We start from the raw sequence: 18,960 nt of genomic DNA on the forward strand, positions 1-18,960 counted from the left end.
GTCAGACCTCCTGGCGGGTCGTGGGTGCGGTGGCCGCGAACTGGGTCTCGTCGGCCGTGAGAGCGAGGTAGGCCTGCTCCAGGGATGCCTGTTCGTCGGCGAGTTCCAGGACGGGGATGCCGGCGCGCGCGGCGATGGCACCGACCTGCTCGGCCTTGGCGCCCTCCACCGTCCACCGGCCGTTCTCCGCCTCTCCCAGGACGTAGCCCTTGCCCGAGAGGACGCCGCGCAGCGCGTCGGGATCCGTGGTGCGCACCCGCACGCGCGGGTGGCTGTGTCCCTCGATGAACTCCCGCATGGGCGTGTCGGCGAGGAGCCTGCCCCTGCCGAGGACCACGAGGTGGTCGGCGAACGTGGCGGTCTCGTTCATGAGGTGGCTGGAGACCAGGACCGTGCGGCCCTCCCCCGCCAGGCGTCGCATCAACTCGCGGATCCAGATGATGCCTTCGGGGTCGAGGCCGTTGGACGGCTCGTCGAGCATGACCACGCCGGGGTCACCGAGGAGCGCGGCCGCGATGCCGAGGCGCTGGCGCATGCCGAGCGAGAAGGTCTTGATCCTGCGATTGGCCACGGACGCGAGCCCCGCCTCCTCCAGGACCTCGTCCACGCGGCGCGCGGGCAGGCGGTTGCTGACGGCGAGGGCGAGCAGATGGCCGCGGGCGGAGCGCGAGCCGTGCGCCGCCTGGGCGTCGAGGAGCGCGCCTACGTGGCGCAGCGGGTCTTCGAGGGCGGCGTAGGAGCGGCCGCCGACGGTGGCCGTGCCCGAGGTGGGGCGGTCGAGGCCGAGGACGAGGCGCAGGGTGGTGGACTTGCCGGCGCCGTTGGGACCGAGGAATCCGGTGACCCGGCCGGGGCGGACGCCGAACGTGAGGGCGTCCACGGCCCGGGTCGTGCCGTACACCTTGGTGAGGTCTTGGACGTCGATGCTGGTCATGGGCATCAGCCTCGTCGCCGCCCCCACCCGGGGTCTTCCCCCGCCCGGGGAGATCGTCTCCCTCTCACGGGGGAGCCGGGTGGCGCGGTGCGCCTGGCACGATGACGCCATGCCCGGCTTCCTGAGACCTCTGACGCGTGCGGTCACCTATACGCGGTTTCTGCACATCCTCTTGGGCTCGGTGGTCGCCTGGGTCATCGGCGCGATCTATCCGGGGCTCTCGAGCCCCACGTTCGCCGACTGGCTGCTCATCGTCGTCGTCCCCGTTCCGCTCCTTGTGGCGGCCGCGATGGTGCCCGCCACGCGACGGGCCGAGGGACTGCAAGCTCGGCTGATGCTCTTCCCCGGCCCGCACGCGCGCGTGGAGGGCGAGGAGCAGGACGCGGGCGTCTCGGAGGCTCCGTCCGCCTCGTGGCGCGACCGGGCCAGGACGGCGGTCTGGCTCGTGCTCCGCCTGGAGAGCGGTTGCGCCATGGCCCTGCTGACGGGGCAGCTTCTCGGGACGTCGCTGGCACTGCTGGGCGCGGCCGACGACGCACCGGAGGACGACGGTCTGCTCTTCCGCATCCCCGGCCACGGCTGGGGCGCCCTGCCGCTGAGCGCCCTCTTCGTCCTGGCCGAGCTCGCGGTGATCGTGTACTCGGGCCGGTTGATGGCCTTGGCCGCCCGCCGTCTGCTCGGCCCCTCCCCCGCCGAGCGTCTCGCCGCCCTGGAGGAACGCACCGAGCAACTCCTCGAACGCAACCGCATCGCGCGCGAGCTGCACGACTCCATCGGGCACGCGCTGACCGTCGCCGTCGTCCAGGCGGGCGCCGCGCGCGCCGCGGCGGATCCGGCCTTCACCGAGCGCGCCCTGGAGGCCGTCGAGGAGACGGGCCGGGCGGCGCTGGAGGACCTGGAGCGCGTCCTGCGGGTGCTGCGGGAGGACGAGAAGCCGGTGAGCGGGCGGCCCACCCTGGCCGACGCCGAGCGCCTGCTCGACTCGGCCCGCGCCTCGGGCGCGAAGGTGGACGTGGCGGTGACGGGCCCCGTGGAGCGGCTGCCGGGTCCGGTCTCGCGCGAGGGCTACCGCATGCTCCAGGAGGCACTGACGAACGTGCTGCGCCACTCGGGCCCCGTGCCGGTGCGCCTGCGCATAGCCGTCGACGACGCCCGCATCGTCATGAACGTACGCAACCCGCTCCCACCGCCCTCGGCAGGCGTCACCGGACGCGGCGGCAGCGGTCTGCGGGGCATCCGGGAGCGGGCCACGCTGCTCGGCGGGCGGGCCACCACGGGCCCCGACGACGGTGAATGGCAGGTGCACGTCGAGCTACCCCTGGTGTGATCTAGGCTGACCGGATGCCGGTCACAGTGCTCCTGGTCGACGACGAACCCCTCGTACGCGCGGGTCTGCGCGCGGTCCTCGCGGCACAGCCCGACATCGAGGTGGTCGGCGAGGCGGCGGACGGCGCGGCGGTGATCCCCCTCGTCCGCGAGCTGCGGCCCGACGTCGTCGCGATGGACGTACGCATGCCGCTGCTCGACGGCATCGAGGCCACCAGGGCCGTCCTGCGCACGGTCCAGGACCCGCCGAAGATCTTGGTGATCACGACCTTCGAGAACGACGAGTACGTCTATGAGGCGCTGCGCGCGGGAGCCGACGGGTTCCTCCTGAAGCGGGCCAGGCCCGCGGAGATCGTGCACGCCGTGCGGCTCGTCGCCGAGGGCGAGTCGCTGCTCTTCCCCGCCGCGGTGCGCCAGCTCGCGGGTGAGTACGGCGCGGAGCGGGGCAATCCGCAGGCCAGGGCCGCGCTGGACAAGGCGGCGCTCACCGAGCGCGAGGCGGAGGTGCTCCGCCTGATGGCCCGAGGGCTTTCGAACGCCGAGATCGCCTCCGGTCTGGTCGTCGGCACGGAGACCGTCAAGTCGCACGTCAGCTCGGTCCTGGCCAAGCTGGGGGCACGGGACAGGACGCAGGCGGTCATCGCCGCCTACGAGTCCGGTTTCGTCGCGCCGGGATGAGGAACGCGGACCGCGTCCGGATGGGACCGGCGCACGGGACGAAGGCGAGCCCGGCACTCGCCGCGGCCACGCCCTGCGAGTACGATCCGGCCATCATGCGCACGAGCTGGGAGGACGGACGTTGGGGCAGCTGACCGGCGGGGACCCCTCTCTGTTGCGTCGGATCAACTCCGCGGTGGTGCTGCATGCACTGCGCGCCGCGGACTTGGCCACGCTCACGGAGATCACCCGCGTGACCGGACTCTCCCGGCCCACCGTCGAGGGAGTCGTCGAGGGGCTCATCGAGGCCGGGCTCGTGGTGGAGTCCGACGCCGAGGAGAGCGGCGCACGACGTCAGGGACGGCCCGCGCGGAAGTTCCGCTTCCGGGCGGAGGCGGGGCATCTGCTCGGTCTGGAGATCGGCCCGCACCGTGTCGCGGCCGCCCTCTCCGACCTCGACGGCAAGATCCTCGGCACCGCCTCGAAGGACGTGTCGGAGGCCGCACCCGCGGACGAGCGGCTCGAGAGGCTGCGCACCGTGGTCGCCGACCTGCTGCGCCGCGCGGGGATCGCCCGCAGCTCGCTGCGCGCCGTCGGGGTCGGCAGCCCCGGCATCGTCGAGGTCGACGGCACCGTACGGCTGGGCACCGCGCTGCCCGAGTGGACGGGGCTGCCGCTGGGCGAACGCCTGCGCCGGTCGTTCAAGTGCCCGGTGCTCGTGGAGAACGACGCCAACGCGGCGGCGGTGGCCGAGCACTGGAAGGGCGTGGCGACCGACACCGACGACGTGGTGTTCGTCCTCGCGGGTCTGAGCCCGGGGGCCGGTTCGCTGATCGGCGGCCGACTGCACCGCGGTTACGGCGGCGCGGCCGGGGAGATCGGCGCGCTGCACCTGCTCGGCCGCGAGGTCACTCCGGAGACGCTGCTCTCGACGACGGACGAGCCGCTGCACCCGCTGGACGAGCACGCCGTGGCCGAGGTCTTCGCGCACGCGCGCGAGGGCGACGAGCGGGCGCAGGCGGCCGTGGAGCGCTTCATCCAGCGGCTGGTGCACGACGTGGCCGCCCTGGTGCTCGCCCTGGACCCCGAGCTGGTCGTGGTGGGCGGCTGGGCCGCCGGTCTGGACGGCGTACTGGAGCCGCTGCACCGCGAGTTGGCGCGCTACTGCCTGCGGCCGCCGCGTGTCGCGCTCTCGCTGCTCGGCGAGGCAGCGGTGGCGACGGGGGCGCTGCGGCTCGCGCTCGACCACGTCGAGGAAGAGCTGTTCGCCGTCGAGGGGACCGTCACCGCACGCCGGTGAGCGGGGCCCTGGGCAGCGGGAAACACGAAGCGCCCGGCACGGGGCCGGGCGCGGGGTGCCGGGCCGACGCCCGTGAGGACGTCGGCACCGAGGACGTCAGGAAGCGTGCCGCTCCGGTCCGTGGTGGATCTCCACGCCTCCGGAGTCGCCGAAGGTGAGGCGGCAGGTGTCCGCGCGGTATGTGGCCACGGAGACGGCGGCCGTGCGGCCCTCGGCGAAGAAGCGGGTCGTCACGACGAGGACGGGTGCCCCGGGGAGCCGGTCGAGCGCCTTGGCGTCGTCCGCGCGGGCCGAGCCGAGTTCGACGGCCCTGTCCTGCCCTTCGAGTCCGAGCCCGGCCAGCTCGCGCAGCACCGCACGCGCGCGTGCCGCGCCGGACGGCGCGTCGATCCCGGTCAGCTCGGGGACGGACGACGTGGGCACGTAGAGCAGTTCGGCCGCGACGGGCTGGCCGTGCGAGACGCGGGTGCGGCGCACCCTGTGCACCTGCTCCTCCGGGAGCGTCTCCAGCATGCGTGCCACGTCCGCGGGCGGGACCGCGGGGCCGCAGTCCGCGGGCTGCCAGGCGTCACCGACGGCGCCGGGCCACGTGCCCTGCGCGGAGCCGACGGCCACGCCCATCCGCGGCGGCGCGACGGTCGTGCCGACGCCGCGGCGGCGCTGCAGCCTGCCTTCCAGCTCGAGCTGTTCGAGTGCCTGGCGCAGCGTGGCGCGGGCGACACCGAACCGGGCGGCGAGGTCGCGCTCGTTGGGCAGGATCTCCCCCACGGCGAACTCGGAGTCGAGCGCCTCACTGAGCACGGTCTTCAGATGCCAGTACTTCGGCTCCGGCACCGTTTCGAGCTGCGTGGTCCCCACCCTGATCCTCCGCAATCGCCGTGCAACCGGCGGCGTTTAAGCGCCCTTGTTTATTAAAGGTTCCTGCACTATCTCTGCGACCATAAAGCCGCACCCACCCTTGGTCAAGACCAATCCTCGGTCCGTTACAGCCCGCACAGGGGTGATGCCACAGAGCATTCACGCGCTGTTCGCGGGAGGCCAAGCGGGCGTAACCAGCCACGCACGCACCATGGGCACGAAAGTGAGCCCCCACCGACGCGGCAGGGGCTCACTTCGTACCGATTGATCCCTTGGTAGGCGATATTTCCTGGGGTTACTCCGAAACGAACGACACGAGCTTGTCCGGATTGCGGACGATGAACACGCGCTGGACGCGCCCGTCGGCGACCTCCAACTGGAGGACGCTGTCCGGCTTGCCGTCGACGGTGACGAGCAGGGACTCGGCGCCATTGACTTCCACGAAGCGGAATTCCACGGCGGCCCCTTCGGTGATCCCCTTGCGGGCGGCGCCCTGGACGAAGCGGCCCACCTTGTCGGCGCTCTCGATGACCCGCAGCGGCGCCCTGGACTTGCCGCCGCTGTCGCCGACCAGGGTGACGTCCGGGGCGAGCAGCGACATCAGCCCGTCGAGATCGCCCTCCGTCGCCGCCGCGAGGAAGCGCTCGGTCAGATCACGGCGTTCGACGGGGTCCACCTGATACCGCGGCGTGCCGTCCTCGACGTGCTTGCGGGCCCGCCCCGCGAGCTGCCGCACGGCCGCCTCGCTGCGGTCCAGGGTCTGCGCGATGTCGGCGAAGGGGAACCCGAAGGCCTCGCGCAGCACGAACACGGCGCGCTCCAGGGGCGAGAGGGACTCCAGGACGACGAGGACCGCGAGGGAGACGGACTCGGCGAGCACGGCCCGTTCCGCGGTGTCGGGGACCTTGGCGCCGAAGTCCGTGACGTACGGCTCGGGGAGCCAGGGCCCCACGTACGACTCGCGCCGGGACTGGAGGTGGCGCAGCCGGTCGATGGCGAGGCGGGTGGTGACGCGCACCAAGTAGGCGCGCGGCTCGCGCACTTCCCCGCGGTCGACGGTCGACCAGCGGAGCCAGGCGTCCTGGACGACGTCCTCCGCGTCGGCCACCCGGCCGAGCATGCGGTAGGCGACGCCCATCAGGACGGGACGGTGCTCTTCGAAGACCTCGGTCATGCTGTCGTTAACCACCCCTCCATCCCAACCGACGGAACACCCCCTGTCCAGGTGAAACCGGTGCGGCGCACAGCACATCCGGCCGCCCTCTTGAAGTGGAGCCTACTGAGCGGTAATTGTTGCTGACATCACGTCTAAGGAACCGTCGTCCAGGGACGGGGACAGGAGCAGCCATGGCCGCACAGGTGTCCTTCAGCGTCGCATCGCCCGGCGGTCCCCGGGAGATGACCGTCGCCTACGAACGGGCGGGCGCGGGCGAGCCGTTGCTGCTCCTGCACGGCATCGGCCACCACTGGCAGGCCTGGTCCCCGGTCATCGACATCCTGGCCGCCGAACACGACGTCATCGCGGTGGACCTGCCGGGCTTCGGCGAGTCCGCCGCGCTGCCGGACGGAGTGCCCTACGACCTCGCCACGGTGACGGCGGCGCTCGGCGCGCTCTGCGAGGCGCTGGAGGTCGAACGGCCGCACGTGGCGGGCAACTCACTCGGCGGGCTGCTCGCCCTGGAGCTGGGCAGGGACAAGCTCGTGCGCTCGGTCACCGCGCTCTCCCCCGGCGGCTTCTGGACCCAGGCCGAGCGCCGGTACGCCTTCGGCACACTCCTCGCGATGCGTCAGGGGGCGCGCCTGCTGCCCCGGCCCACCATCGAGCGGCTCTCCCGCTCCGCGGCCGGGCGGACCGCGCTGACCAGCACCATCTACGCCCGGCCCTGGCGCCGTTCGCCGGAGGCCGTGGTCGAGGAGACCCTCGCGCTGCGCGCCGCCACGGGCTTCGACGAGACGCTGGCCGCGGGGCGCGACGTCCTCTTCCAGGACGACGTGCCGGACATCCCGGTCACCGTCGCCTGGGGCACCAAGGACCGGCTGCTGCTGCGCCGCCAGGGCATCCGCGCCAAGCACACCATCCCCGGCGCGCGCCTCGTCCGGCTGCCGGGCTGCGGGCACGTGCCGATGAACGACGATCCGGCCCTGGTCGCCCGGGTCATCCTGGACACCTGCCGCTGACCGGCGCGCGGTCGGGGGCGTCGCCGTGCGGCAACGCCCCCGGCGTGGTCAGGAGTTGGACCAGCCCCGCCGGGAGAGGACCAGGCGGTAGCCGTCCGGGTCCTCGATCGTGACGCCCCACTCGTTCCAGTAGGGGTTGGGCGAGAGCACGCGTCTGCCGCCGTGCTCCTCGAGGCGCACCACCAGGTCCTCGGGCACCTCCTCGTCCACGTAGACGACGAGCAGGTCCTCCTCGGTGGGCACCGGCTCGACGGGCGCGGTCGCGTCGTGGACGAGTTCGAGGTGCCAGGAGGCGTCGGGCCAGCCCAGCATCAACAGGTCGTGCTCCCCGTGGGCTTGCCCGCCCGCCGACCGCCAGACCACGCTCAGCCCGAGCCCCTCGGCCCAGAAGCGCTCGGCCGCGGCGAGGTCGCGCGAGGGGCGGGCTATGCGGATGTGGCTCTGACCGTTGACGGGCACGGCGTGCTCCTTCTCTCGGGCACGCCCCGTGACGTGCCGTGCGCCGAGCTTAGACATCACCGGCTACGCGCCACCGGCGGCGTACAGCGTGGCGAACAGCCCCCGCGCGCGGGTCCCGTCCGGCGCCGACCAGGCACCCGTGACATGACCGCTCGCCCCTCGCGCGGCGAGCGGCGATCCTTCGGGGGCGGGCCGCAGGATCCGGTGCAGGCTGAGACGCCCGCCGTCCCGCGCGGTCAGCTCGGTGCTTTCGGAGCCCTCGGCGACGATCGCGGCGAGGTCCCTGGCGACGGGAGCTTCGGCCGCCGAGCAGGAGCTGATGACCTCCTGGTCGACGACGTCGCTCGTGTTCTGGTCCTGCGCCCGCACCCGCCCCTCGACCAGGGCCCACAACTGCTCGACGAGGACCGAGTCGTAGCAGCCGTCGTACGCCCAGCGCCGCCCGAGCACCCCGTGCTCCATCGTGCCGACCAGGGCGTGTTCCGCACCCTCCAGCGGGGCACCGCGATAGGTGAGGGGCAGCAGGTAGGTGACAGGGACGGGCCCGGCGCCGTCGGTGACCACGACGAACTCCATGCCGACCTCGCCCCGCGGGTCGTCGAGCCGGAAGCCACCGGCCTTCGCCAGCTCCGGTGCGCCCGCGCCGCCCCGGTACCACGGACGGGAGGGCAGCCAGGAGGTGAGCAGTTCCCGTTTGGTCGGCTTCAGGACGGTGTGGTGGATGACGGCCATCGCGGATGATCTCTTTCCCCGGGCGGGCCCTCGGCGGGCTCTGGACAGGCACGGACGATCACACCTTCGCATCCGCCACGCGCGGCGGTTCCCCTGGAGCCGCCATGAGTTGTTCACTTGTGCTTCGCGTGGGCGCTGTGGCGCATCACCCGTCGGCCCACCGCACACTGGTCGCACCCGTCACTGGAGGCGCATTCATGTCACACCGTCAGCCGAGCCCGTCCCCCCGTCGCCGCAGCGTGCTGCGCGGATCGCTCGCCGTTCCCGCGGCGCTCGCCGTGCCCGCGCTGGCCGGGGCGGCCCCTTCGCTCGCCCTCTCGGGTCGCCCGAAGGCCGGCTGGGGCGTGCAGGCCGGGGACGTGACCGCGCACGCGGGGCTCGTGTGGGTGCGCTCCGACAGGGCCGCGCGCATGATCGTGGAGACGTCGGCCACCGAGTCGTTCCGCAATCCGCGCCGCTGGCACGGCCCGCTGCTCGGCCCCGACACGGACTTCACGGGCACCACGCGCCTGCGCGGCCTGCCCGCGGGTGAGCAGATCCACTACCGCGTACTCCTCGCGGATCCGGACGATCCCCGCCGTACGGGCCAGCCGGTCACCGGCACGTTCCGCACCTCCCCCAAGGGCCGCAAGGACGGCGTGCGCTTCCTGTGGTCCGGCGACATCGCGGGACAGGGATGGGGCATCAATCCGGACCGGGGCGGCTACCGCGTCTTCGAGGAGATGCGCAGGCGCGACCCCGACTTCTTCCTGTGCAGCGGCGACAACATCTACGCGGACGGGCCGATCCTGCCGAGCGTGACGCTGCCCGACGGCACCGTGTGGCGCAACGTCACCACGGAGGAGAAGTCGAAGGTCGCCGAGTCGCTCGCGGAGTTCCGCGGGGCGTTCCGCTACAACCTGCTCGACGAGAACCTGCGCCGGTTCAACGCCCAGGTGCCCTCCATCGTCCAGTGGGACGACCACGAGGTGCACAACAACTGGTACCCGGGGCAGATCCTCAGCGACGCCCGCTACACGGAGAAGAACGTGGACGTCCTCGCGGAGCGTTCGCTGCGGGCGTTCAGCGAGTACTTCCCCGTCTCGACGCTGCCGCCCGGCGACGAGGACGGACGGGTGTACCGCGTGCTGCGGCACGGACCGCTGCTCGACGTGTTCGTGCTCGACATGCGTTCGTACCGCAACGCCAACTCGCCCGGCAGACAGCCCGACGACACCACGGGGATCCTCGGCGCGCGCCAGCTCGCCTGGCTGAAGCGGGAGTTGTCGCGATCGCGCGCCGTGTGGAAGGTGATCGCGTCCGACATGCCGCTGGGGCTCGTCGTGCCCGACGGCAGCGCCAACTTCGAGGCGGTGGCCCAGGGCGACCCGGGCGCCCCGCTCGGCCGTGAACTGCAGATCGCCGAGCTCCTGCGGCATATCAAGCGCCACAAGGTCACCGGGACGCTGTGGCTGACCGCCGACGTGCACTACACGTCGGCCCAGCACTACGATCCCTCGCGCGCGGCCTTCAAGGACTTCGCGCCGTTCTGGGAGTTCGTGTCGGGACCGCTGGCCGCCGGTGGCTTCCCCGCGACGAAGCTCGACGGCACGTTCGGCCCCGAGCAGCCGTTCATCAAGGCGCCGAGCCGCGCGAACACCTCGCCCGCCGAGACGCCGCAGTACTTCGGCGAGGTCGACATCGACGGTGACAGCGGGGTGCTGACGGTGCGACTGCGGCAGGAGGGCGGCGGCGTGCTGTTCACCCAGGAGCTACAGCCGGGGCGTGTGGGGCAGTAGAGGCCCCGGCGGTTGGGGAGACCCGGGCGGCGCATCGACGCCAGGCAAATAAGAAGCAAAGCGGCAAAATGCCTCTTTACCCATCGGTCACAGGACGTTCGTGATCACGCAACACCGGTCCTCCACAGTGGCCGTATGCGAGCTGACCTCTCTGATGTGACCCGGACCAAACACGGCCGCCCCGTCCACCACTGGCGGCGCGACGTGGTCGAACTGGCCGCTCTGTTCACCGCCGTCGCGGTGGCGGACGCGGTCGCGAACATGGTGGGGCACGGGCCCGACGGACCCGCCCTGCTTGCGATCTCGGCCGTGGTGCTGCTCGCCACGGCCGGGTTCCACACCTGGTGGGCACGGCGCCACGGCCATGCCCCGCCGCCCCCGCACGATACCGGCGCCCGGCCGCCCGCAGCCGCGGAGCAGGCCGGGCACGCGCCGTCCCCCGCCGCTCCGGGAAGCCTCGGTGAACCGTCGGGGGCGACGACGCTCTGGCGGATGCGGACGACCGTCCGGGACGAGCCGGGCTCGCTCGCCGCGCTGTGCGTGACGCTCGCCGAACGGCACGTCGACATCCTCAGCCTCCAGGCCCACCCGCTGGCCGAAGGCACCGTCGACGAGTTCCTGCTGCGCGCGCCCGAAGCGCTGTCCGCTGCCGAGATCACCCGGGCACTCGCCCACGCGGGCGGCACGGGGACCTGGATCGAGCGCGCCGACGCGCACGACCTCGTCGACGCGCCCACCCGCGTCCTGGGCCTGGCGACCCGCACCGCCCTGGATGCCGCCGAACTGCCGCTCGCACTGCGTCACTTGCTGGGCCGCTGCACCATCCGCTCCTCGCCCGCGGGCGCGCGGTCCGCGACGCGCGAGGACGAGGCCGCGCCCGCTCACGGCACGCCCGTCGACGGCGCGCTCGAAGGGACCCTGCTGCGGCTCAAGGGCCCCGAGGGCGAAGTGATCACCGTGGAGCGGCCGTATCTGCCGTTCACCCCTACGGAGTTCGCGCGGGCGCGGGCCCTGGTCGACCTCGACACGCGGCTCGGACCGCGCATGCCGCGCGGCCAGGACGTGCTGACGCTGCCGGAGGGCAACTCCATCACCGTGCGGCGGGCCGACACCGCCGACGTCGAGGCCGCCAAGGCCATGCACGACCGCTGCTCGCCCCGCACGCTCGCCCTGCGCTACCACGGCCCGGTCCAGGACGCCGACCGCTACCTCCACCACCTGCTCAGCCCCCGGTTCGGCCGCACCCTCGCGGTGCAGACCGCGTCGGGGCGCGTCGTCGGCATCGGCCACCTGCTCTGGGACGGCGACGAGACCGAGATCGCGCTGCTCGTCGAGGACGACTGGCAGCGGCGCGGCATCGGCGGCCTGCTGCTCGGCCGTCTGGTGACGCTCGCGGTCGAGGCGGGCTGCGACAGCGTGTACGCGGTGACGCAGGCGTCCAACACGGGAATGGTCGCGGCGATGCGCGGGCTCGGCCTGCCGCTCGACTACCAGATCGAGGAGGGCACGCTGGTGATCACGGCCCGCCTCGACACCACGCCGGTCAACTCACGACTGCCGTACGACCACGAACGCCAGCAGGCGGACCGCTGACAGGTCCGAGTGCCCTGTCCAGGTCGCGCCAGAGGTCATCGACGTCCTCGAGCCCCGCCGACATGCGCAGCAGCCGGTCGCTCACCCCGCAGGCGCGCCGGTCCGCCGGGTCGACGACCCGGTGGCTGATGGACGCCGGGTGCTGGATGAGCGTGTCGACGCTGCCGAGGCTGACCGCCGGGGTGATCAGGCGTACTCCCGCGATCACCTCGTGCGGGTCGCCGTGCACCTCGAAGGCGACCATGGCGCCGCCGAGCCGCGGATAGTGGACGCGGGACACGCGCGGGTCGGCGGCGAGGCGGCGTGCCAGTTCCGCCGCGTTGGCCGACGCCGCGCGCACCCGTACGGGGAGCGTGGCCAGGCCGCGCAGCAGCAGATAGCCGGCGAGTGGGTGCAGCACCCCGCCGGTGGTGAACCGCACCTGGCGCAGCCGTCGCGCGAGTTCCTCGTCGCAGGCGACCACGCCGCCCATGACGTCGCCGTGCCCGCCCAGGTACTTGGTCGCGCTGTGCAGCACGAGCCGGGCGCCGCTCTCGGCGGGCCGTTGCAGCACGGGCGTGGCGAAGGTGTTGTCGGCGAGCAGCGGCACCTCGCCGCAGGCGCGGGCGACGGCGGACAGGTCGAGTTCGGCGAGCGTGGGGTTGGCCGGTGACTCGACCATCACCAGGCCGGTGTCGGGGCGGACGGCGGCCGCGATGGCGGCGGCCGCGTCGCCCTCCCCTTCGGGGCCCTCGAGGTCCCACCGGTCCACCCAGGTCACCTCGGTGCCGACGAGGCTCGCGGTCAGGAGGTGGTCGCTGCACCCGTACAGCGGCCGGACCGCGACGACGTGGCGCAGGCCCGCCGCCGCACGGGCCAGGACCACCGCGGTCAGGGCCGCCATGCCGCTGGCGAACGCGACCGCGCTCTCGGTGCCTTCGAGCCGGGCGAGCGCGGTCTCGAACCGGGCGACGGTCGGATTGCCGAGGCGTGCGTAGACGGGCGGCCCGCCGTCCAGCGCGCCGTCCGCGGCGAAGGCGTCGATGCGGGCGGCCTCGCCCCTGCTGTCGTAGGAGGGGTAGGTCGTGGAGAGGTCGATCGGCGCGGCGTGCAGGCCGAGTTCGGCCAGGTCGTCCCGTCCGGCGTGCACGGCCTCGGTGGCCAGGGCACGCGAGGGGCGGGTGCTCGTGGCCACCGCCGTCGCCAGGGCGCCGCCATCGGTGGTGGGGCGCCGTGCCGTGTTCGTGTTCGCTTCCATGCCGCACAGCCTGAACATCGCCCGGGTCCCGAGGGTCAAGTACCGTGCTACGTTCGGCCGATGGCCGAATCTGTCGCACTCGACCCGGTGGATCTCCACATCCTGCGGCTGTTGCAGAACGACGCCCGGACCACCTACCGGGATCTCGCCGCGCAGGTCGGCGTCGCGCCGTCGACCTGTCTTGATCGTGTGACGCGGCTGCGGCGCTCGGGAGTGATTCTCGGACATCAGCTGCGGCTCGACCCCGCGAAGCTCGGGCGCGGCCTCGAAGCACTGCTCTCGGTGCAGGTGCGCCCGCACCGCCGTGATCTCGTGGGGCCGTTCGTGGACCGGATCAGAGCGCTGCCCGAGGCGCTCTCGCTGTTCCACCTCACGGGTCCTGAGGACTTTCTCGTGCATGTCGCCGTGGCCGACCCGGCCGATCTGCAGCGGCTGGTGCTCGACGAGTTCACCGCGCGGCGCGAAGTGGCCCGCGTGGAGACCCGGTTGATCTTCCAGCAATGGGCGTGCGGCCCGCTGCTTCCGCCGGACGCCGAAGCCGTCGGCGCCCGTGAATCCTCCGACCAATCATGGTGACGCACACCCCCTCGCCGTACGAGGATGTCCGCATGGCAGCCACGAAGAACCCGCAGGCGAACACCGCCCCGCTCCCCCGTGACGTCGCCGACGCCTACGTCGACGAACTCATCGCGCTCGACCCGATCACCGGCACCTTCCTCGGCGTCAAGGAGAGCCATCGCAGGCTGCCCGATCCCTCTCCCGAGGGCCAGGAGGCGCTGGCGCGGCTCGCGCGGACGACCCTGGCGCGGCTCGACGAGGCGGAGCGCGAGCCGGGCGCGCAGAGCGAGATCGAGCGCCGGTGCGGCCGACTGCTGCGCGAGCGGCTCACCGCGCAGCTCGCCGTGCACGAGGCCGACGAAGGGCTGCGCGCGGTCGGCAATCTGCACACCGTGCCGCATCAGGTGCGCGAGGTCTTCACCGTGACGCCCACGGACACCGAGGAGGACTGGGCGGCGGTCGCCGAACGGCTGCGGGCCGTGCCCGCCGCGTACGAGGCGTACCGCGCCTCGCTCGCACTCGGCCTGGAGCGGAAGCTGTTCGCGGCCCCCCGCCCCACCGCCACCTTCATCGACCAGCTCACGCAGTGGGCGGGCCCCGGCGGCGCGGACGGCCGAGGCTGGTTCGAGGACTTCGCCGCCACCGGGCCCGACGCGCTGCGCGCGGAGCTCGACGCGGCCGGGCGGGACGCCACCGCGGCGGTCGTGGCGCTGCGCGACTGGATGCGGGACGTGTACGCCCCCGCCATCGAGGGCGCCCCCGACATCGTGGGCCGCGAGCGCTACGCCCGCCTGTCCCGCGAGTGCAACGGCGCCGACCTGGACTTCGACGAGGCGTACGCGTACGGCTGGGCGGAGTTCCACCGCCTGCTCGGCGAGATGCGGTCCGAGGGCGAGAAGATCCTGCCCGGCGCGGCGACGCCCTGGGTGGTGCTCGCGCACCTGGACGAGCACGGGACGCACATCGAGGGCGTCGAAGAGACCAGGGCCTGGCTCCAGGAGCTGATGGACGAGGCGATCAGGGAGCTGGACGGCACGCACTTCGAACTCGCCGAGCGGGTGCGGACGGTGGAGTCGCGCATCGCCCCGCCCGGCGGCGCGGCCGCGCCCTACTACACGGGCCCCTCCGAGGACTTCTCACGCCCCGGCCGCACCTGGCTGCCGACCATGGGCGAGACCCGCTTCCCCGTCTACGACCTCGTCTCCACCTGGTACCACGAGGGCGTGCCAGGACATCACCTGCAGATCGCCCAGTGGGCGCACGTCGCTGCGGACCTCTCCCGCTACCAGGCGACCGTGGGCATCGTCAGCGCCAACGCGGAGGGCTGGGCGCTGTACGCGGAGCGGCTGATGGACGAGCTCGGTTTCCTCACGGACCCGGAGCGCAGGCTCGGCTACCTCGACGCGCAGATGACGCGCGCGCTGCGGGTCATCGTCGACATCGGCATGCACCTGGAACTGGAGATCCCCGCGGACTCGCCCTTCCACCCGGGTGAGCGCTGGACCCCCGATCTCGCCCAGGAGTTCTACGACGCGCACTGCAGCCGCCCCACGGAGTACGTGGCGAGCGAGATGACCCGCTATCTGACGATCCCCGGGCAGGCCATCGGCTACAAGCTGGGCGAGCGGGCCTGGCTGCTCGGGCGCGAGAACGCCCGGCGGCGGCACGGCGACGCGTTCGACGCCAAGGCCTGGCACATGGCCGCGCTCTCGCAGGGCTCGCTGGGCCTCGACGATCTGGTGGACGAGCTCTCCGCGCTGTGAGTGCCGCGCTGACGTCCCTCGCCCACCCGGCGAGGGGCGTCAGCGGCGGAAGCCGCCCTCCGAGTCGATGACCTGCCCGCTGATCCAGGCGGCCTCGTCCGTGGCGAGCCAGGAGATGAGCCGGGCCGGGTCGTCCGGCATGCCCCAGCGGCCCGCGGGGAACCGTGCCTGGACCGCCGCGTAGTCGTCACCGGTGAGGTAATCCGTGTCCACGGGGCCGGGGTTGACGCAGTTCACCGTGACGGCGAGTTCGGCGAGCGTGGTCGCGAGGGTGCGGGTCGCCGAGGCGAGCGCGCCCTTCTGCAGGCCGTAGGCGACCTCGCCCGGCATGCCGCCCGCGATGTCCTGCCCCGACGTCATCATCACGATCCGTCCGCCGGGCGTACGGGACGGGAGCTTCGCGCGCAGCCTGGCGTACGCCTGCACGAGCAGGATCACGGAGTGGGTGTCCACCGCCCAGTGCGCGTCGAGCATGGCGGCGTCGATCTCGGCCAGTTCGCCGTCGCGGCCGCTCAGCGCGTGGTTGGCGACGAGGATGTCGAGCCGACCGCCGAGCGCGTCGGCGGCGGTCTCGATCAGCCGGGCAGGGGCGTCGGCCTCCGTCAGGTCACCGGGCCCCGCGAGGACCGGCGCCTCCGGATCTCCGAGCACCTCGCGCACCCCCTCGACGACGTCCTCGGGGCGGTCGGCGCCCCAGGGCATCGCGGCGTCGTGCGGAACGTGGTGGTGCAGATAGACACCGGCTCCGTACGCGGCGAGCCGCCGCGCGACGGCGTACCCGATGCCGCCACGCCTGCTGGCGCCGGTGACGAGCGCGGTGCGCCCGCGCAGCGGCAGCGGATCGCGGCGGAGTTGGTCGGCTGTGGGGTGAGGGAGGTGCGGCATGACAGACCATGATGCGCGCGTGCGCTGCGCATCGCACGGCGTTTTTCGTGGTGGATGTGTGTGTGTGGGGGGGGCTCATGGGCTCATGACACTCGGACACCGCTACCTGGGCGTGCCTCGGCGTGGGCGTGCGTGACATGAGCGTGGGCGGCGTAGGCGTGCCGTGGCGTATGCACGCCGCGGCCTGCGCGAGGTAAGCCTGCGCGGCGTAAGCCTGCGCGGCGTAAGCCTGCGCGGCGGTGGGCTGCGCGGCGGTGGGCTGCGCGGCGGTGGGCTGGTGCGCCGACACGCCGTGTCCTCCCGTCCCGGCGCCCCGCCCGCCTCAGCAGCCGCAGTCCTCGGCGTCGACCGGCGCCGTGAGCGGGTCAGGAGTGCGCTGCTCACGTCCCTCCCACGTCTCGAACTCGAAGCCCTCGCGGGCCCAGTACTCGAAGCCGCCGAGCATCTCCTTGACCTGGAAGCCGAGTTGCGCGAGGGCGAGCGCCGCACGGGTCGCGCCGTTGCAGCCGGGGCCCCAGCAGTAGGTGATCACCGGCACCGACTTGTCGAGCAGCGCGTCGGCCTGCTCGGGGATGAGCGCGGTGGGCAGGTGGAGGGCGCCGGGGACGTGGCCCTGGTCCCAGGACGCGGTGGACCGGGTGTCGATCACGACGAAGCCCGGGTCGCCACCGGCGGCGAGCGCGGACGCCACATCGGAGACGTCGGCGTGGAAGACGAGGCTCGCGCCGAAGTACGCCGCGGCGGCGGAAGGGCTGCTGAACTGCGTGTTCGTGTTGTTCATGGCGAAAAATCTACGGTCGGCGGCCGGAACCCTGAAGGGGCGATCCCCGGCATCCCGACGATGCCACCGGGGATTTCCCGGTGAGTCGCCACCCCTTCATGGGTGATTCACGGCGAGTCGCCGCGCGGGCGCGCGCACGGCCCTGTCGGGCCCTCGCGGAGCGTGGGAGCGGACACCCGGGGGCCAACAGGTTTGTCGCGAAAGACAGTTGCCAGGGAAGCACCGGCTCCATTGAGAATGGTCCAGACCAGAACCGATTGGTCATACGTCGATGCGCAAGCCCACACGGTGGCTCCACGCCGCCCGGGGTCGCCGTCGCATGCCGTCTCGCGGTGAATCGCCGAATCGGCCGCGCGCCCTCCCGGCCAACGGAACGACGAAATTCGGGCAGTCGCCTACCTCTTGCGCCGCCGACGGCTCCTCTGCCAGATTCACCCCAGCCAGAGATGGCATGCACGCGACAGGACACACTCGCCTTCCGCGCGTGCACCAGTGCCGCATACCTATGCGGTTCTGTCCTCACCCCAGGACGTTCCACCCTCACACAGTTCCATCCCCACACAATGGAGACGAACGTGCGAATACCCAGACTCGCCCCCGCGATCGCGGCCACCGCACTCGCCGTACTCGGCCTCGGGGCCCCCACCGCCGCCGCCCAGGGCGCGGCGGACACACAGGCGCCCCGCGCGGCGTCCGTCAACTCGCCCCAGCCGATCATCGGCGGCGGCTACGCCAGCAACGCCCCCTGGGCCGCCAGGCTCTTCTCCAACGGGCGCCAGACCTGTAGCGCCACGATCGTCGCCCCGACCTGGATCCTCACCGCGAAGCACTGTGTCAGCGGCGGCGGCCTCTCGTTCCGCATCGGCAGCCTCGACCAGACGTCCGGCGGCACGGTGGCCAACGGCATCCGCGTCCAGAGCCACTCGACCGCGGACCTCTCCCTGGTCCAGCTCGACCGTTCCGTGCCGGGCACCTACGCACAACTGGGCAATCCGGGTTCGGTCCAGGTGGGCCAGACCGTGCAGGTCTACGGCTGGGGGGCCACCTCCCAGTGCAGCCCGGAGATCAACTGCCAGTCCCAGCGCCTGAAGGTCGCCAACGTCGTGGTCACCGGCGGCTGCACCGACGCCTACGGCGGCCGCGCCATCTGCGCCAGGCGCGGCGACGGCATCACCGCGGGCGGCGACTCGGGCGGTCCCATGATGGCGGGCGGCGCGCAGGTCGGCGTCGCCTCCACCAGCGACCGCCAGACCACGACCGCGTACACGAACGTGACGGCGTACCGCTCCTGGATCCAGAGCGTCGCGGGCGTCTGACCGGACTCACGCGCCCGACAGGGCCGTACCGTCGCCCCCGCACTCCGACCGCGCGGGGGCGACACGCGGCACGGCGGGCGAAATGCGGACGAGCGGGACCGTTCCCCGGCACCCCCCTTGTCCGGCCGGGGATTTCCCTGTTACCTCTCCGGGATGACCGGTTATTCCACGGACGCCACCGACTGGCGCATCCTCGACGTCCTTCAGCGCGAGGGCCGCGCCAGCTACGCGGAGCTCGCGCGCGCCGTCTCGATGTCCCCGAGCGCCGTCACCGAGCGCGTGCGGCGCCTGGAGGAGGCGGGGGTGATCCAGGGGTACGCGGCCGTGATCGATCCGGAGCGGCTCGGCCTGCCCATCCTGGCCTTCGTGCGGCTCCGCTACCCCAACGGCCATTACAAGCCGTTCCACGACCTGGTCGACGCGACCCCCGAGATCCTCGAGGCACACCACGTCACGGGCGACGACTGCTTCGTCATCAAGGTCACCGCGCGCTCGATGCAGCACCTCGAAGAGGTCTCGGGGAAGATCGGCGCACTCGGCTCGGTGACGACGAGCGTCGTCTACTCCTCTCCCCTGCCGCGCCGCCCGCTCGGCCGCTGACCGGG

At 72.7% G+C, this 18,960-nt stretch carries 18 protein-coding genes; 10 read left to right on the forward strand and 8 right to left on the reverse strand.

The window, feature by feature from the left end; all coding sequences use genetic code 11:
- Position 1: 1 nt before the first annotated feature.
- Positions 2–934: an ATP-binding cassette domain-containing protein gene (locus KY5_RS02060; protein WP_098240546.1), complete on the reverse strand. Its 933-nt coding sequence runs from the start codon at positions 932–934 to the stop codon at positions 2–4.
- A gap of 109 nt (positions 935–1,043) precedes the next feature.
- Here KY5_RS02060 and KY5_RS02065 point away from each other — a divergent pair, with 109 nt between their 5' ends.
- The 3 genes from KY5_RS02065 (at position 1,044) to KY5_RS02075 (ending at position 4,217) form a co-directional block, all read left to right on the forward strand.
- Complete coding sequence (locus tag KY5_RS02065; protein ID WP_098247016.1) at positions 1,044–2,261, forward strand: sensor histidine kinase; 1,218 nt, start codon at positions 1,044–1,046, stop codon at positions 2,259–2,261.
- A 14-nt stretch (positions 2,262–2,275) separates the two neighbouring features.
- On the forward strand, positions 2,276–2,938 hold the full coding sequence (locus tag KY5_RS02070) for a response regulator transcription factor (RefSeq protein WP_055544435.1): 663 nt from the start codon (positions 2,276–2,278) through the stop codon (positions 2,936–2,938).
- A 121-nt stretch (positions 2,939–3,059) separates the two neighbouring features.
- Positions 3,060–4,217 carry an ROK family transcriptional regulator gene (locus KY5_RS02075; RefSeq protein ID WP_098240547.1) on the forward strand — a complete coding sequence of 386 codons (1,158 nt, stop codon included), beginning with the start codon at positions 3,060–3,062 and terminating at the stop codon, positions 4,215–4,217.
- A gap of 96 nt (positions 4,218–4,313) precedes the next feature.
- Here KY5_RS02075 and KY5_RS02080 read toward each other — a convergent pair whose 3' ends face one another.
- Both KY5_RS02080 and KY5_RS02085 read right to left on the reverse strand, forming a co-directional pair.
- The gene (locus tag KY5_RS02080; RefSeq protein WP_098240548.1) at positions 4,314–5,075 is read right to left on the reverse strand and encodes a GntR family transcriptional regulator; all 762 of its coding nucleotides are present in this window, start codon (positions 5,073–5,075) and stop codon (positions 4,314–4,316) included.
- 295 nt (positions 5,076–5,370) lie between these two features.
- Entirely contained in the window at positions 5,371–6,249 is an 879-nt protein-coding gene (locus KY5_RS02085; RefSeq protein WP_418952732.1) for an RNA polymerase sigma-70 factor, read from the reverse strand.
- A 173-nt stretch (positions 6,250–6,422) separates the two neighbouring features.
- Here KY5_RS02085 and KY5_RS02090 point away from each other — a divergent pair, with 173 nt between their 5' ends.
- Complete coding sequence (locus tag KY5_RS02090) at positions 6,423–7,253, forward strand: alpha/beta fold hydrolase (RefSeq protein ID WP_098240550.1); 831 nt, start codon at positions 6,423–6,425, stop codon at positions 7,251–7,253.
- Between the two features lie 48 nt (positions 7,254–7,301).
- Here the strand turns inward: KY5_RS02090 and KY5_RS02095 are convergent, their stop codons facing one another.
- Positions 7,302–7,712, reverse strand: coding sequence for a VOC family protein (locus KY5_RS02095; RefSeq protein ID WP_098240551.1), 411 nt, complete (start codon positions 7,710–7,712; stop codon positions 7,302–7,304).
- A gap of 63 nt (positions 7,713–7,775) precedes the next feature.
- Positions 7,776–8,444, reverse strand: coding sequence for a maltokinase N-terminal cap-like domain-containing protein (locus KY5_RS02100; protein ID WP_098240552.1), 669 nt, complete (start codon positions 8,442–8,444; stop codon positions 7,776–7,778).
- 197 nt (positions 8,445–8,641) lie between these two features.
- Between KY5_RS02100 and KY5_RS02105 the strand changes: the two genes are divergently transcribed.
- The gene (locus tag KY5_RS02105; RefSeq protein ID WP_098240553.1) at positions 8,642–10,222 is read left to right on the forward strand and encodes an alkaline phosphatase D family protein; all 1,581 of its coding nucleotides are present in this window, start codon (positions 8,642–8,644) and stop codon (positions 10,220–10,222) included.
- Between the two features lie 135 nt (positions 10,223–10,357).
- The gene (locus KY5_RS02110; protein WP_098240554.1) at positions 10,358–11,815 is read left to right on the forward strand and encodes a GNAT family N-acetyltransferase; all 1,458 of its coding nucleotides are present in this window, start codon (positions 10,358–10,360) and stop codon (positions 11,813–11,815) included.
- Here the strand turns inward: KY5_RS02110 and KY5_RS02115 are convergent.
- Complete coding sequence (locus tag KY5_RS02115) at positions 11,766–13,052, reverse strand: trans-sulfuration enzyme family protein (RefSeq protein WP_098247017.1); 1,287 nt, start codon at positions 13,050–13,052, stop codon at positions 11,766–11,768. The genes KY5_RS02110 and KY5_RS02115 overlap by 50 nt on opposite strands.
- A 60-nt stretch (positions 13,053–13,112) precedes the next feature.
- On the opposite strand from KY5_RS02115, the gene KY5_RS02120 reads away from it, so the two are divergent.
- Positions 13,113–13,628, forward strand: coding sequence for an Lrp/AsnC family transcriptional regulator (locus KY5_RS02120; RefSeq protein ID WP_098240555.1), 516 nt, complete (start codon positions 13,113–13,115; stop codon positions 13,626–13,628).
- Between the two features lie 32 nt (positions 13,629–13,660).
- Positions 13,661–15,373 carry a DUF885 domain-containing protein gene (locus tag KY5_RS02125; protein ID WP_098240556.1) on the forward strand — a complete coding sequence of 571 codons (1,713 nt, stop codon included), beginning with the start codon at positions 13,661–13,663 and terminating at the stop codon, positions 15,371–15,373.
- Positions 15,374–15,412: 39 nt separating this feature from the next.
- Here the strand turns inward: KY5_RS02125 and KY5_RS02130 are convergent, their stop codons facing one another.
- Together KY5_RS02130 and KY5_RS02135 are read right to left on the reverse strand one after the other, a co-directional pair.
- Positions 15,413–16,258, reverse strand: coding sequence for an SDR family oxidoreductase (locus tag KY5_RS02130; RefSeq protein WP_098240557.1), 846 nt, complete (start codon positions 16,256–16,258; stop codon positions 15,413–15,415).
- Between the two features lie 322 nt (positions 16,259–16,580).
- A complete protein-coding gene (locus KY5_RS02135) occupies positions 16,581–17,039 on the reverse strand; it encodes a rhodanese-like domain-containing protein (RefSeq protein ID WP_098240558.1) in 459 nt (152 codons plus the stop codon).
- A 575-nt stretch (positions 17,040–17,614) separates the two neighbouring features.
- On the opposite strand from KY5_RS02135, the gene KY5_RS02140 reads away from it, so the two are divergent.
- Together KY5_RS02140 and KY5_RS02145 are read left to right on the forward strand one after the other, a co-directional pair.
- Positions 17,615–18,355: a S1 family peptidase gene (locus tag KY5_RS02140; protein WP_234362580.1), complete on the forward strand. Its 741-nt coding sequence runs from the start codon at positions 17,615–17,617 to the stop codon at positions 18,353–18,355.
- 153 nt (positions 18,356–18,508) lie between these two features.
- Entirely contained in the window at positions 18,509–18,955 is a 447-nt protein-coding gene (locus KY5_RS02145; protein WP_098240560.1) for an Lrp/AsnC family transcriptional regulator, read from the forward strand.
- The last annotated feature ends 5 nt before the right edge of the window (positions 18,956–18,960 follow it).

The organism is Streptomyces formicae (assembly GCF_002556545.1).
In the GTDB taxonomy this organism is placed as follows: domain Bacteria; phylum Actinomycetota; class Actinomycetes; order Streptomycetales; family Streptomycetaceae; genus Streptomyces; species Streptomyces formicae_A.